The sequence below is a fragment of the Antarctobacter jejuensis genome (genome assembly GCF_052266595.1).
Taxonomy (GTDB): domain Bacteria; phylum Pseudomonadota; class Alphaproteobacteria; order Rhodobacterales; family Rhodobacteraceae; genus Antarctobacter; species Antarctobacter jejuensis.
Genome location: NZ_JBQQXJ010000002.1, coordinates 334376 through 347759 on the forward strand (window position 1 = coordinate 334376; position 13384 = coordinate 347759).

The 13384-nt window shown below is 61.8% G+C and carries 15 protein-coding genes and 1 pseudogene; 14 read left to right on the plus strand and 2 right to left on the minus strand.

Annotated features, from left to right (window positions below; translation table 11 throughout):
* The first annotated feature begins 14 nt into the window (after positions 1-14).
* The 14 genes from ACTXGA_RS04225 (at position 15) to ACTXGA_RS04290 (ending at position 10545) form a co-directional block, all read left to right on the plus strand.
* The gene (locus ACTXGA_RS04225; RefSeq protein WP_443391883.1) at positions 15-1043 is read left to right on the plus strand and encodes an ABC transporter permease; all 1029 of its coding nucleotides are present in this window, start codon (positions 15-17) and stop codon (positions 1041-1043) included.
* 3 nt (positions 1044-1046) lie between these two features.
* Positions 1047-2075, plus strand: a complete 1029-nt coding sequence (locus ACTXGA_RS04230) for an ABC transporter permease (RefSeq protein WP_443391884.1) — start codon at positions 1047-1049, stop codon at positions 2073-2075.
* Positions 2076-2078: 3 nt separating this feature from the next.
* Complete coding sequence (locus ACTXGA_RS04235) at positions 2079-2246, plus strand: hypothetical protein (protein ID WP_443391885.1); 168 nt, start codon at positions 2079-2081, stop codon at positions 2244-2246.
* 9 nt (positions 2247-2255) lie between these two features.
* Positions 2256-3080: an ATP-binding cassette domain-containing protein gene (locus ACTXGA_RS04240; RefSeq protein ID WP_443391886.1), complete on the plus strand. Its 825-nt coding sequence runs from the start codon at positions 2256-2258 to the stop codon at positions 3078-3080.
* 57 nt (positions 3081-3137) lie between these two features.
* The gene (locus tag ACTXGA_RS04245) at positions 3138-4139 is read left to right on the plus strand and encodes a Gfo/Idh/MocA family oxidoreductase (protein WP_443391887.1); all 1002 of its coding nucleotides are present in this window, start codon (positions 3138-3140) and stop codon (positions 4137-4139) included.
* The gene (locus tag ACTXGA_RS04250) at positions 4136-5095 is read left to right on the plus strand and encodes a sugar phosphate isomerase/epimerase family protein (protein ID WP_443391888.1); all 960 of its coding nucleotides are present in this window, start codon (positions 4136-4138) and stop codon (positions 5093-5095) included. The genes ACTXGA_RS04245 and ACTXGA_RS04250 overlap by 4 nt, the downstream gene beginning before the upstream one ends.
* Before the next feature lie 4 nt (positions 5096-5099).
* Positions 5100-6179: a fatty acid desaturase gene (locus tag ACTXGA_RS04255; protein WP_443391889.1), complete on the plus strand. Its 1080-nt coding sequence runs from the start codon at positions 5100-5102 to the stop codon at positions 6177-6179.
* Between the two features lie 2 nt (positions 6180-6181).
* The gene (locus ACTXGA_RS04260; RefSeq protein WP_443391890.1) at positions 6182-6493 is read left to right on the plus strand and encodes a MocE family 2Fe-2S type ferredoxin; all 312 of its coding nucleotides are present in this window, start codon (positions 6182-6184) and stop codon (positions 6491-6493) included.
* A gap of 82 nt (positions 6494-6575) precedes the next feature.
* A complete protein-coding gene (locus tag ACTXGA_RS04265; RefSeq protein ID WP_443391891.1) occupies positions 6576-7004 on the plus strand; it encodes a hypothetical protein in 429 nt (142 codons plus the stop codon).
* Between the two features lie 11 nt (positions 7005-7015).
* Positions 7016-8188 carry an NAD(P)/FAD-dependent oxidoreductase gene (locus ACTXGA_RS04270; protein WP_443392031.1) on the plus strand — a complete coding sequence of 391 codons (1173 nt, stop codon included), beginning with the start codon at positions 7016-7018 and terminating at the stop codon, positions 8186-8188.
* A gap of 19 nt (positions 8189-8207) precedes the next feature.
* Positions 8208-9026 (plus strand): 3-methyl-2-oxobutanoate hydroxymethyltransferase, encoded by an 819-nt coding sequence (locus tag ACTXGA_RS04275; RefSeq protein WP_443391892.1) that lies wholly within the window; start codon positions 8208-8210, stop codon positions 9024-9026.
* Positions 9027-9332: 306 nt separating this feature from the next.
* The gene (locus ACTXGA_RS04280; RefSeq protein WP_443391893.1) at positions 9333-9752 is read left to right on the plus strand and encodes a phage integrase central domain-containing protein; all 420 of its coding nucleotides are present in this window, start codon (positions 9333-9335) and stop codon (positions 9750-9752) included.
* 21 nt (positions 9753-9773) lie between these two features.
* Positions 9774-9974, plus strand: a complete 201-nt coding sequence (locus tag ACTXGA_RS04285; RefSeq protein ID WP_443391894.1) for a hypothetical protein — start codon at positions 9774-9776, stop codon at positions 9972-9974.
* 304 nt (positions 9975-10278) lie between these two features.
* Entirely contained in the window at positions 10279-10545 is a 267-nt protein-coding gene (locus tag ACTXGA_RS04290; RefSeq protein ID WP_443391895.1) for a hypothetical protein, read from the plus strand.
* Between the two features lie 140 nt (positions 10546-10685).
* On the opposite strand, the pseudogene ACTXGA_RS04295 reads toward ACTXGA_RS04290, so the two are convergent.
* Both ACTXGA_RS04295 and ACTXGA_RS04300 read right to left on the minus strand, forming a co-directional pair.
* A pseudogene (locus ACTXGA_RS04295) lies at positions 10686-11524 on the minus strand (IS5 family transposase); the annotation flags it as partial.
* Between the two features lie 95 nt (positions 11525-11619).
* The gene (locus ACTXGA_RS04300; protein ID WP_443391896.1) at positions 11620-13383 is read right to left on the minus strand and encodes a SulP family inorganic anion transporter; all 1764 of its coding nucleotides are present in this window, start codon (positions 13381-13383) and stop codon (positions 11620-11622) included.
* Position 13384 lies beyond the last annotated feature (1 nt).

The window sequence follows — 13384 nt, forward strand, 5'->3', positions numbered from 1 at the left end:
CCGGGGGGAGAACCATGTCAACCAATATGAAGACGAAACGCGATATGGCCGATACAATCGGCACGCTGATCCGGCGGCCAGAATTCGGTACGTTGATCGGGACGCTCGTTGTCTACGTTTTCTTTGCGTCCCTTGGTGGCAAGATCTTTCTGGGTGCGCCGGGCTGGTCGGCCTTCCTGACCATGGCGGCCGAGGTCGGCATCATTGCGTTGCCCGTGGGCCTTTTGATGATCGCGGGCGAACTCGACATCTCTGTTGGAGCAGTGGTGCCTGCCGCTGCCCTGACCACGGCGCTGGTCTCCGGCCATTATGATCTGCCCACATGGTTCGGAGTTTTCGCAGGTCTCGCGGTGGGTCTGGGCGTGGGCTTCGTCAACGGGCAGCTTGTGACTCGCACCGCTATTCCGTCGCTGATCGTCACCATCGGAACGATGTTCGGCACGATGGGCCTGACCTTGGGCTTTACCGTGATGATCGCAGGGTCAACAGGTGTCTTCATGACGCCGGACCCCTCGGCCAAGGCGCTTCTGGGGTCGTCGATCAATTTCATGTTCCGCGCAACGATCTTCTGGTGGTTGGGTTTCGCGGGGCTGGTCTATTTCTTCCTGCACATCTCGCCTTGGGGGAACTGGGTTTTTGCCCTTGGCGGCGACCGCGAAAGCGCGCGCAACGCGGGCATCCCCGTCGCCCGCACCACAATCGGGCTCTACATGCTGAGCGGGTTCGCAGCAGCATTCGTCGGCGTCAGCCAGGTGCTGACCTTTGGCAGCGCGCAGGTCGCGGCAGGGCAGGCGTTCATCTTCAACTCGATCATGTGCGTCGTGATCGGCGGCGTGCTGCTGACCGGCGGATCGGGTTCGGTGATCGGCATCGTCCTGGGCACGCTGACCTTTGCCATCGTCAATCAGGGCATCTTCTTTTCCGGGATCGACCCGAATTTCGGTTCGATCATCATTGGCGCGCTGCTGCTGATCGCCGTGATGTCAAACGACAGCTTCCGCAATCTGGCGCTGTCTTATGCAACCAAGAAAAAGGCGGGCTGAGCCATGCGTGATGCATTTGGAACCTTCCTCCGCCAGCCCGGTGCGGGGGCCGTCCTGAGCCTGATCGGCATCCTGCTGTTCTTTGTCATCTTCGGTGGTGTCGATCTTGTTGCCCTCATGGGCGCGGCAAGCTGGGTGAATTTCGCGGCCAATATGGGGATCGTGGCCATCCCGGTGGGGCTATTGATGATCGCCGGAGAACTGGACATTTCCATCGGCGCGTTGATCCCGGCGGGGTCGATGACGGTCGCCATCGTCTCGGGCCATTTCGGGTTGCCGATCGTCTTTGGCATGATCGCGGCGCTGGGGCTGGGGGTGATCGTCGGGACCATCAACGGTATGTTGACGATCCGCACCACGGTGCCGTCGCTGATCATCACGCTGGGGACGCTGGTGGCCATGCAGGGGATCGTGCTGACCGCATCAAAGGTGTTGACCGGGGCGGCGAGTGTCGCCGTGACGGCGCCGGGATGGGCCAAGTTCGCCTTTGGCAGCCTGATGGGGGCGAGCCATCAGGTCATCATCGTCTGGTGGGTGATCGCGGCGGTCGTCTTCTGGTTCGTGGTGCACAGGCAGCGCTTTGGCAACTGGTTGTTCGCCATGGGCGGCGACCGTGACAGTGCGCGCAACGCGGGCATTCCGGTGGACCGCATGACAATCACCCTTTTCATCCTGTCGGCCACCGCCGCCACCTTTGTCGGCATGTGCCAGGCGATCCTGTTCAATTCGGCGCAGGTGTCGGGCGGTATGGGGATCATCTTCAACGTGATCGTCAGCGTCGTTGTCGGCGGCACGCTTTTGACCGGCGGGTTCGGCTCGGTGATCGGCATCTTTTTCGGCACGCTGACCTTCGCAGTGGTCAACCAAGGCATCTATTTCACCGAGATCGACCGTAACTGGTCGAACCTGATCATTGGGGTGACGTTGCTGATTGCCGTCGCCATGAACGAAAGCTTCCGCTCGCTGGCCCTGTCGATGGTCACACGCAAGAAGAAACCGGAACGCACGGCACAAGCCGTCGCCCGGCTGTAAACAATGTCGACGGGCGTTGTCTTTGGCACGCCGACCTTTGGCATCGTGTTCCAAAGAATCAATGTCACCGCCTTCGACGAGGATCTGAACATGCTTTTCATCGGGGCGATGTCGATGAACGACACCTTTCGAAACCCGGCGACCGGCGCGTCGACCACCGAGAAAAAGTGAGGGCAACAGATGTCTGACAAGAACCCCGTTCTGGAGATGCGCAAAGTCGACAAAAGCTTTGGCCCCATCGACGTGCTTCACGAAATCAGCCTGAAGGTGAACGAAGGCGAAGTGCTTTGCCTTCTGGGCGACAACGGTGCTGGCAAGTCGACGCTGATCAAGACGCTGTCCGGTGTTTTTCAGCCGACCCGTGGTGAGATGCTGATGGACGGCAAACCTGTCAACTTCGACCGCCCACGCGCCGCGCAAGAGATGGGCATTGCCACGGTGCACCAATTCGGCGGCACCTATCCACTGATGTCCATCGGGCGCAACTTTTTTGCCGGAAACGAGCCCACCAGGGGTATCGGCCCGTTCAAGGTCTTTGATCGGCAGAAGGCGAACCGGATCGCTGTGGACGAGGTCCAGAAGATGGGCATCACCCGCATCACCGACGGCGACCGTCTCGTCGGTGGCCTCTCTGGCGGCGAACGGCAATCACTGGCCATCGCCCGTGCGGTGTATTTCGGTGCGCGTGTGCTGATCCTTGATGAGCCGACCGCCGCATTGGGGGTGAAACAGGCCGCCCACGTGCTGCGCATCGTGAACGAGGCCAAGCGTCGCGGCCTGGCGGTGATCTTCATCACTCACCAGGTCATGCACGCGATGGCGGTGGGCGACCACTTTGCCGTTCTGATCCGGGGCGCCATCGCTGCCGACTTCCGCAAAGGAGAAAAAACCCGCGAGGAAATCGCGGACCTGATGGCGGGTGGCGAATCCATGGCCGATCTCGAAGCGAATATCGAAGGCTACATGGACACCCACGACGGCCATGTGCCGGAACCGGCGCACTGAACCAACCGTCCCGGGCTTGCCCCGGGACCTCTACCCTCAAGCGAAAGCACGAAAAGAATGACCCTTCGCATTGCCGTCATAGGCGCAGGCCTAATGGGAGCCGATCACGCCCGCATCGTGGCCGAAGACCTGCCCGGCGCAACCCTTCGGGCGGTCTGCGACATGGACGCCGCACGCGCCAAGTCCATTGCCGACCAGTTTGGTGCCGAGGCCGCAACCGATGCGCATGCCACCATCGCCCGCGACGATGTGGACGCCGTGATCGTCGCCAGCCCGGATTTCACCCACGCGCCGCTGAGCCTCGCCTGCATCAAGGCCGGCAAGAAGGTGCTGTGCGAAAAGCCCCTCTCGCAGTCCTCGGCGGAATGCCTTGACGTGATGAAGGCCGAAGAGGCCGCAGGCGAAAGGCACATCATGCTGGGCTTTATGCGCCGCTACGATCCGGCCTATCTGCAGATGCGCGCAGCGCTCAAGACGGGCAAGATCGGCCGGTGCCTGATGCTCCACAACTGGCACCGCAACGTGGCAACGCCTGCTGCCGATTTCACCGGCGCCATGGCGATCACCAACTCTGCGCCGCACGAATTCGACGTCATGCGTTACCTGCTGGACACCGAGGTCACCTCGATTTCCGCGTCACAGCCCAAGCGGTCGGACGCGCTGGTGGCGCCTGTCTTCATGGTTCTGACCACCGCCGATGACCAGATCGTCACCGTCGAGGTGAACAACAACGCGGCTTACGGCTATGACGTGAAGGCCGAACTGGTGGGCGAGACCGGCACGATCTCGACCAACCATGTCAGCTATACCCGTGTCGATCAGGACGCGGCCCAGACACTGGGCCACGATCCCGACTGGCGCGATCGCTATGCCGAGGCCTATCGCCAGCAGGACCGCGCCTTTGTCAAATGGGCGCAGGGCGGCGGCTATCCCGAAATCGCGTCCTCCGCATGGGACGGCTACGCCGCCGCCGTGATCGCCGAGGCAGGCGTGCGCGCACTGGTCAATGGTGTGCGCGAAGACATCACCCTCGTCTCCAAGCCGGAGTTCTACAAATGAAGCTGGGTTTCGTATCGGACAGCCTTGGGGACTTGTCCTTCAAGGACATGACGGACAATGCCGTGCGCATGGGCGTCAGCGGTGTCGAGGTGAACACCTGCGGTTGGTCTACGGCCCCACATTGCAGAATGTCCGACCTGCTGGGCAACGGCGCTGCGCAAAAGGCATTCCAGACCGAATTCGATGATCGCGGGCTTGAGATCATCAGTTTCAATGCCAAAGGCAATCCGTTGCACCCGACTGATCCGGTTCAGGGGCAGGGGTTGCGCGACACCATCCGCCTTGCTGGCGAGATGGGCGTCAAGACCGTCTGCACCATGTCGGGCCTGCCCGCCGGGTCCGCGAATGACGTGATGCCGAACTGGGTCGTCAGCAGCTGGCCCCCCGAGACGCAGGAGATCCTGCGTTATCAGTGGGAAGAGAAGCTGATCCCGTTCTGGACCGAGATCGTGGCGCTGGCGCAGGAGTGCGGCGTCGAGAAGATCGCGCTGGAACTTCACGGCAACCAGTGTGTCTACAACGTTCCCTCCCTGTGGAAACTGCGCGAGGCGGTCGGGCCCGTGATCGGGGCAAACCTCGACCCCTCGCATCTTTTCTGGATGGGGGCGGACCCTCTGATCGCGGCAGAGGCACTGGGCGAGGCCATCTATCACGTCCACGCAAGGGACACGATGTTGAATGAGCCCGTGCAGGCCACGACCAGCCTGCTGGAGAACGGCTCGCTCATGGATATCCCGGCACGCAGTTGGTCCTACATCACGCTAGGCTTCGGCCATGGCGAGCAATGGTGGCGGCAGTTCTGCTACCGGCTGAAGATGGGCGGCTACGACGGCTGGTTGTCAAACGAGCACGAGGACGTGCTGTTGAACTCGCTCGAAGGGCTGGAAAAGTCGGTTGACCTGCTGAAGGGCGTCATGCCGTCGGCCCCTGCCGATTTCAAACCGCAGGAGATCTGACCCCATGCCCCGTGATTACAACCTTCTGGGACCTGATTCGCAGAGCGCCGTGGCCAATGGGCTGGTCACAGAGGACTGGTATCGTACACCCATCGACCGCAAAATCATGAAATCGCTGATGAAGCGGGCGGACCAGCCCGCAATTCGTGACACGATCATCCTGTTCGGGCTGATGGTGGTATTCGCCGTCACGGCCATAGTGCTGATGCCAAGCTGGTGGTCGGTGCCGTTCTGGCTTGTCTATGGCGTGCTGTACGGCTCGGCGATGGACTCGCGCTGGCACGAATGCGGGCACGGCTCTGCGTTCAAGACCCGCTGGATGAACATGGCCGTCTACCAGGTCGCGTGTTTCTGCATGGTCCGCGATCCCTATTGCTGGAAGTTCAGCCATGCGCGGCACCATTCGGACACGGTCATCGTGGGCCGTGACCCCGAGGTGGCGATCATGCGCCCGGTCGAGATGCTCAAGATGGCGGCGAACCTTGTTGGACTCCTCGACGTGATCGACGGGGTGAAACGCATGGTCCGCCATGCCCAGGGCCACATTCTGCCGGACGAGGCGGATTACATGGTCGAAGCGTTTCATGCCAAGACCATCCGCACCGCGCGCATCTGGATGGCGGTCTACGTGGCGACCATCGCCGCCGCGCTGATTTTTCAAAGCTGGGTGCCGCTGCTGTTGATCGGTCTGCCGCGCCTCTATGGCTGCTGGCAAATGGTGCTCTGCGGCTGGCTGCAGCACGGCGGGCTGGCGGACAACGTGCTGGACCACCGCATGAACAGCCGGACGGTCTACATGAACCCCGTCAGCCGCTTCATCTACTGGAACATGAACTACCACGTCGAACATCACATGTTCCCGCTGGTTCCCTACTACAAGCTGCCCGAGCTGCACGAAGTCTGCAAACACGACTTTCCAGCGCCGAACACGTCCTTCGCAGACGCTTATGCCGAGATGCTGCCCGCGCTTTGGCGCCAGCGCACCGATCCCGACTTTTACCTCCGGCGCCCGCTGCCGGAGACCGCAAACCCCTATCACGAAGGACCGGCCGCAAGAGCCGCCCCAGACGAACGAGGAGACTAATCATGGCAGAATGGGTAGATGCCTGCGCTACGGGCGATGTCGAGGCCGAGGACGTGATCCGCTTCGACCACGGCACGCGGACCTTCGTCATCATCCGCGATCACGAGGACAATTTTTATTGCACCGACGGGCTTTGCACCCACGAGGATGTGCACCTTGAGGACGGGCTGGTGGTCGAGGCGACCATCGAATGCCCCAAGCATTCCTCGATCTTCGACTGCAGATCCGGCGAGGTGGAAACACCCCCGGCCTGTGAGAACCTCTGCACTTATCCCGTCAAGGTCGACGGTGACCGCGTCTTCGTCGAGATCTGAAACATGGCGTGCAGGCGCCATTGAAGGTGCTTGTCCCGGGCGCTGAGCAGCGTCTTGCCCCGTCCCAAATGGAGCACATTAAATGACGTTTCAACTCGCCGCCTGCGCCGAGATGCTTTGGCGCGACAAATTCATCGACTGGCGGGCATCGCGCCTGAAGGAGATGGGCTTCGGTGTTGGTCTCTGGAACTGGCCGGATCACGATCTGGCCAAGCTGGAGGCCACAGGCGCCAATTTCACCATCATGAACGGCTATCTGGTCGGGAGGCTATCGGATGCCGAGGGGGCTGATGCGCTGCTGGCCTCGGCGCGTGAGGCTGCGCAGGTCGTCAAGCGGCTGGGTGTCGACAACCCGGGCCGATGCGAGCCGGGTACGGGCGAGATCAACTACGCGGGCGTCGCCAAGGCGCTGAATGCAATGGGCTATAGCGGCCCCATCGGGATGGAGGCTTTTGCGGCGGAAGATCCCGAAGCCGCGCTCGACTCCTTTCGCACGGCGTTCACGGTGTAGTCATGGGGGGCATGGTGATCATCGGGGCAGGGGAGTGCGGCGTCAGGGCTGCGTTTGTCCTGCGGGAGCAAGGGTATATGGGCGAGGTCACGTTGATCGGGGCCGAAACCGCGCTTCCCTATGAACGTCCGCCACTCTCAAAGTCGGGCCAGATGAAATTGATCCGCGCCGCCGAGACCTACGCCGACAAGCGGATCACGTTGCGCCTTGGCGAAACCGTTACGGGTATCGACCGCGCCCCTAGGCGGGTTTCCTTGGCGGGGGGTAAGGCTCTGGACTATGATCACCTCCTTCTTGCGACAGGCGCGCGGGCGCGGCTGTTTCCGGGGATGGAGGGGTGTCTGACGCTGCGCAGCGACCGCGATGCCCAGACCATCCAGTCCTTTCTGAAACAGGGTGCCCGGATCGGCATCATTGGCGGTGGCTTCATCGGGTTGGAACTGGCGGCACTGGCGCGCGCGGCTGGCGCCGATGTGACGGTGGTCGAAGCGGCTTCCCGCCTGTTGGGGCGCGCGGTCCCGGCCCAGATCGCGCAGGTCCTGCAGGATCGGCACATGGCCGAAGGTGTGACGCTGATGCTGGCCACCGGCGTGGCCTCTGCCAGCGCGACGCGCATCACGCTTGCTGATGGCCCGTCATTGGAATTCGATGCCGTGATCGCAGGCGTAGGGGCCTTGCCCAACACCGACTTGGCGGAGGCCGCAGGGCTGGAAGTGCAGAACGGAATTACCGTGGACGGCGACTTTCGGACATCTGACGCCCATGTCTTTGCCGCCGGGGACTGCTGCAGTTTCGAGTGGCGTGGCCAGCGCGTCCGGTTGGAAAGCTGGAAGGCCGCGCAGGATCAGGGCGAGCACGAGGCGAAGGCCATGCTGTGCCAGTCCGGGCCCTACATGAAGGCGCCCTGGTTCTGGTCGGATCAATACGATCTGGGGCTGCAGGTCGCCGGGATCTTCGATCTTTCTGCGCCGATCCACGGCCGCCCTGGCCGCGATGGTGCAACCGTCGTGTTCCAATGCGACAGGACCGGAACCCTCGTTGCGGCGGCAGGCATCGGGCCGGGCAACGGCACGTCAAAAGACATTCGCATCTTCGAGAAACTCATCGAACGGGGATCTGTCGTTGATTCCGATGTGTTGGCTGATCCCGAACAGAACCTGAAGCGGCTGTTGAAAGCTGCCTGAGCCATCAAAGGATAGACCCATGTATCACAACCGTCCCCACGTCGAAGACATCCGCGCCATGAAGAAGCGTGGCGAGAAGATCTCGATGCTTTTCGTCACTACCCCCGAGGAAGCCGCCGCCGCCAATGCCGCCGGCATCCACATGCTGTCCATCGAGGGCAAATTCTTTAACGCCGAAATGCGCGAGGCTGCGGGCGATTGCTTTGTTCAGGTGGGGCTGCCCTATGGCGGTTGGGGCCGGTTCGAGGGCCGTCCCATCGCTACCGGAGAGGACTACCTGCGTGCGGCATTCCACTATGCCGGACTGGGCGGCGACGCCTATTACTGCTCGGCCAGCTATGACATCCAAAAGCTGCTCTGTGACAATCACCTCCCAGTCGTGGGCCATATCGGCCTGATCCCGTCCTACATCACCTGGACCGGCTGGCGCGCCGTGGGCAAGACGGCGGATGAGGCCGAGACACTGTGGAACCACACCCAGATGTTGGAAAAGATCGGGGTCTTTGGTGCCGAGCTGGAGGTCGTCCCGGATCGCGTGGCCAAGTTCCTGACCGAGAATTCGTCGCTTGTGATGCTGGGCATGGGCGCGGGCAAATATGCCGACGCGCAGTACCTGTTCACCGAGGACGTTTGCGGATACGGCAGGAACCACAAACCGCGTCACGGCAAAGCCTATCGCAACTTCGCCCCCGAATTCGAACGCCTGCAGAACGAACGCATCGCGGCGTTCAAGGAATTCAGGGCTGACGTCGACAGCGGCGGTTATCCGGAGGCAGGTCATTCCGTCGCCATCAAGGATGACGAGTTCGACGCCTTCATGGGGCGTGTGCAGGGCTGAAGAGGTGCCTTTGGAAACTTGAACGGTTGGGTTTAGTGGATCTTCCGCGCAATCGTGGCTTGTTGCCAGGAGCGCGGAGAAGACTCATGGCAAGAGGACCGCGCCGAAATCACAGCCCGGGGTTTAACGCCAAGGAGGAGGGGCAGCGTAAGGGCCGTGATCCGGCTGCGCAGCACCACAAGGAAGAGGCTCTGCAGCTTCTCAGAGGTGGTATGAGCAAGCGAGAAATCGCAGCAACTTTTGGGATATCAGAAGGGTCAGTTCACCGCTTCACATCAGCTTGCCTTGTGGTGCCGGAGGTCGCGAATGTCTCTGACGCCTACCCTCGCTCAAGCCCGCGAGCGAGCGGGAGAGGCCAAGGACAAGATCCGGCAGGGCATCGATCCGGTTGAGGAACGCAAAGCAGCCCGGGCCGCGCCTGAAGCCGCGCGTCGCGGAGGGCTCACTTACGCCGAAGTAACCGTCAAATGCCTTGCCGCGAAACTCGACGCTTTCAAGAACCCCAAACACCGTCAGCAATGGCAGAGCATCTTGCACACATATGCCATGCCTGAGCTTGGCAAGATGTTGGTCAACGAAATCTCCGTACAAGACGTACTGCGCGTGTTGGAACCATTTTGGCAGACCAAGACGGAAAAAGCATCGCGGCTGCGCGAGCGCATCAAAACCGTGCTGTCATGGGCCGCGGTTGCTGGGCCTAGAACGGGTGACAACCCGGCACGCTAGGCCGGAAAACTGAAGGAGCTGTTGCCCGCCGCTGCCAAGGTGGCGAAACAAAGTAACCACCCGGCGGTTCAGATCGATGACGATCCTCGTTGGCTGGCCGCGATTCGTGAACGAGAAAGTATGGGCGCGCGTGCCTTTGAATTTGCAGCCCTGACTGCAGCACGCTCGCAAGAGGAACGCGGCGCAGTCTGGGAGGAAATCGACCTTGATAGCGGATTGTGAACCATTCCTGCTGTGCGCATGAAGATGGACCGAGAACACAGTGTGCCGCTGACGCCCGAGGTCGTGGCTCTATTGGAGGCATTGCCGCGTTTTTGAAGGCAACCCGCTAGTTTTTCCCGCGCGGCGCGTCGGTGATATGTCGGACATCACGTAAAGCGCTGCTATGAAGCGTGTGCACGCGGCTGATATTGTTGGAGGATTTCTTGGTTTTGCTGACCGTGTGAGCAAACGACCGGCCGCACCACACGGGCTGCGCAGCACCTTCCGAGACTGAGTGGCCGAGCGGACGTATTTCGCGGGAGACATGGCCGATGTCGCCTTGGATCATAAGGTGGAGATTGCTGTCGAATCCTCATATCGGCGCGGCGATTTGGTCGAAAAGGCGCGCGATGATGGCGGCCTGTGCAGATTATCTGGTCGGATCTTGCCCAGTGGATGCAACCATCACGAGGATCGGATGACTGAAAAATTTAATTTGGATCTTTCGCGCCTTTGCACGGATGTGTCTGTGGAAAATGCTGCCATACTGATAGCCTGGGGTGGCCCAAACGCAACCGATCTGAAGGAGTGAAGCTTTAATGATGACCATTTCGAAGTAAAGCGCACAACCGGACCCCCAGGTTTTCTACCCGTTCTCGAGGCTTTGAAGAATCCCATGGCTTTGTTGCGCAAAGATCGTCAAGCCCGGACTTCCCCTTTGCCCAGACGGACTTATCCTGCAGACTCTGTGATTGGGATGACGAGCACGGTGTAGCCGTTCAGCACGGCGGCGCGGACTTAGAGTTCGGCGACTTGGCGATCGAAGTCGCGTGCCATGATGCTCTGCCCCAGTAATTTCAAGCAATGCGTCTTCGTCTCGGCGCGGCTTCTGCGGTGGTATCCGCTCGACTTTCGCCAGATCGCGCGACCGAGGTATTTCGATGCGCGCAGTGCTTCGTTCCGAGTGATGGCGCCCGCAGTCGACGGCTTCCAAGGATTGGCGTTCTTGCGCGGCGGTATGACCGCATGGGCGCCTCGATCCGCGACGGCGTCGTGGCACTTCCGCGTGTCGTAGGCACCATCCGCGATGACCGTACCGAGCCGCACATCAGCCGGGATCTGGTCAAGAAGTTCGGGTAGCATTGGCGCATCGCCGACGTTGCTTCCGATAACCTCCCCTCTCGGCAGATTTGCTTCGCAAATCGCCTGTCGGGCAAGGGATGTCTATCTTGCGCCACAGATGGCGTTTCGCGCCACCATGCTTGCGGGCGTGCCATTCGCCTTCGCCCCCGGCCTTGATGCAGGTGCTGGCCATTGCCCGGCAGGGCATTGCGAAGCAATGTGCCGAATGGGATAAGCAGGTTCAGGGGCCCCTGCGAGCAACGATACGGAATGGTCACGGCCAAGGTCTTCTGGCGCCTGCTCAGGGTGCTGAAGTCCGGCGCCTACCAGTCGAGGCCGATCAGGCGCAACAGGCTCTCGACGAAGTCGGTGTTCTGCCTGAGGGCCATACCGAAGAGGACCTTCATTGTCTGGCACCTCTGGATCGCGGCATCGCTATACTGCGGCTGCTCATGATAACCAGCTACCATTTTGGATTCACAAGGTGAATCCCCCCGGCATTTGCGCCACAAAGTCCTGCCAACCCGACAGCGGCCCGAGCCGTTCAAGCCGTCGGTTCCGCGCCCGGTTTGTCGGCACATTCGTTGAAACAGCGAATCTCGCAACCGGCGCAGATCGGGTCGGACGCCCGGGCGACAGCCGGTCGGATGGCATCTGACTTGTGTGGGTGCACGTTGTCTGGTCCTAACTCGTCCAGACAATGCAGCCGTTTGAGCACATTCAGGACACTCGGATTGGCGGCCAGCAGGTGCAGGTCGTTGCCATGTGCCCGCGCGCGGCGCGCCTCGGACAGGATGAAGTCGGCGCCGGAGAGGTCGATCTTGCCGACGCCCTTGAGGTTCAGGATGCAGGTCTTCAGGCCGTCCTTTTCCTCCATCCGCCGGAATTCGCGCTCGACGTGCTCGACCGAGGCAAAGAACAGCGGGCCTTCGATGCGGACGAATCGGATTTGCGGACATTGCGGCAGGTTGAAGGTCTCGGCGTTCCTGAAGACCCGTCGGCCGTTCACCTCGGTCGGTGCGCCGACCGCGACCAGCGGATGTGCGCTTTTGTTGAGGAAGATCGACAGCGATGCGACGACACCGACGAGGATGGCGAAGTCGAGTCCCGAGAGGATGCCGGTCAGGAAAGTGGCCGCGAGAATGAAGGTCTCGGACCGGCTGGTCGCGATGATGTGGCGGATTTCGGCGACGTTGATCAGCCGCCATGCGACGTAGAGGATAATCGCCGCCATGGCGGGCACCGGCACGAACCGCACGAATGGCGCAAGCAGGAGGAGCAGGACGACCAGGAACCCGGCGGCAAAGACCGCCGACATCGGCGAGGCTGCGCCGCTGTCGGCGTTCAGGCCGGAGCGGGTGAAGGAGCCCGAACCCGCGTAGCAGTGAAAGAAGCTGCCGGTGAGGTTGGAGAGACCCTGGCCGACCATTTCCTGATTGCTGTCATAGGTCTCGCCGCGCCTTATGGCGAAGGATTTGCCGATCGAGACCGCCTCGAGCAGGCCGACGCAGGCCACCGCGGCGGCGGCGGGCAGCAGCGCGCCGATGGTGCCTATCGTCAGGTCCGGCGCCTCGAACGACGGCAGGACGGCATCGAGCGGCGCGAACATAGCCACCCCGCCGGCCTCATTGCCCAGCAGGATGGCGGCGAGCGAGCCGGCCACCAGCGCGATAATGTAGCCCGGCAGGCGGTGACTGATGCGGAAGGACGCGATCAGGCTGGCGAGCGTCACGGCCGAGATGATCACCGCGTCGATGTTCAGTGCGCCGGAGTCCGCCACGATCCGGGACAGGCGATGCAGCACACCGCCCTCGCCGCCTGCGAGACCCAGCGCCGGGCCAAGCTGTGACACCGCAATCAAGACGGCGGCGGCAGCGGTAAAGCCGACGATGACCGAGTGTGAGATGAAGGCGATCAACCCGCCCAGCCCTGCGAGCCCCGCGGTGAGTTGCAACACGCCGACAAGGAAGGTCAGCACCAAGGCCAGCGCGATATAGCTCTCGCTCCCGGGCACGGCCAGACCGCTCAGCGAGGCAAAGAGCACTGCGGAAATCGCCGTGGTCGGCCCCGAGACCATGACGCGCGAAGAGCCCCAGAGCGCGGCGATGACTGTCACGATGATCGCGGTGAACAGCCCGTATTCCGGCGGCAACCCGGCGATGATGGCAAAGGCGACGCCCTGCGGCAGCACGATTGTGGCGCCCGTAAACCCGGCAAGCGCGTCTGCTTTCCACGACGCCCGCGTCTGTTCACGGAACCACGGTCTGACTGGTAACAGGCGTTTGAAGACCGTGCTGGTCCGGGCCATC

What these genes read in the sequence shown, in the direction of transcription:
- ACTXGA_RS04235 (WP_443391885.1), top strand. Translation starts at nt 2,079, where the DNA reads ATGTCGACGGGCGTTGTCTTTGGCACGCCGACCTTTGGCATCGTGTTC.
- ACTXGA_RS04230 (WP_443391884.1), top strand. Translation starts at nt 1,047, where the DNA reads ATGCGTGATGCATTTGGAACCTTCCTCCGCCAGCCCGGTGCGGGGGCC.
- ACTXGA_RS04240 (WP_443391886.1), top strand. Translation starts at nt 2,256, where the DNA reads ATGTCTGACAAGAACCCCGTTCTGGAGATGCGCAAAGTCGACAAAAGC.
- ACTXGA_RS04260 (WP_443391890.1), top strand. Translation starts at nt 6,182, where the DNA reads ATGGCAGAATGGGTAGATGCCTGCGCTACGGGCGATGTCGAGGCCGAG.
- ACTXGA_RS04250 (WP_443391888.1), top strand. Translation starts at nt 4,136, where the DNA reads ATGAAGCTGGGTTTCGTATCGGACAGCCTTGGGGACTTGTCCTTCAAG.
- ACTXGA_RS04225 (WP_443391883.1), top strand. Translation starts at nt 15, where the DNA reads ATGTCAACCAATATGAAGACGAAACGCGATATGGCCGATACAATCGGC.
- ACTXGA_RS04290 (WP_443391895.1), top strand. Translation starts at nt 10,279, where the DNA reads ATGGCCGATGTCGCCTTGGATCATAAGGTGGAGATTGCTGTCGAATCC.
- ACTXGA_RS04265 (WP_443391891.1), top strand. Translation starts at nt 6,576, where the DNA reads ATGACGTTTCAACTCGCCGCCTGCGCCGAGATGCTTTGGCGCGACAAA.
- ACTXGA_RS04300 (WP_443391896.1), bottom strand. Translation starts at nt 13,383, where the DNA reads ATGGCCCGGACCAGCACGGTCTTCAAACGCCTGTTACCAGTCAGACCG.
- ACTXGA_RS04275 (WP_443391892.1), top strand. Translation starts at nt 8,208, where the DNA reads ATGTATCACAACCGTCCCCACGTCGAAGACATCCGCGCCATGAAGAAG.
- ACTXGA_RS04270 (WP_443392031.1), top strand. Translation starts at nt 7,016, where the DNA reads ATGGTGATCATCGGGGCAGGGGAGTGCGGCGTCAGGGCTGCGTTTGTC.
- ACTXGA_RS04280 (WP_443391893.1), top strand. Translation starts at nt 9,333, where the DNA reads ATGTCTCTGACGCCTACCCTCGCTCAAGCCCGCGAGCGAGCGGGAGAG.
- ACTXGA_RS04255 (WP_443391889.1), top strand. Translation starts at nt 5,100, where the DNA reads ATGCCCCGTGATTACAACCTTCTGGGACCTGATTCGCAGAGCGCCGTG.
- ACTXGA_RS04245 (WP_443391887.1), top strand. Translation starts at nt 3,138, where the DNA reads ATGACCCTTCGCATTGCCGTCATAGGCGCAGGCCTAATGGGAGCCGAT.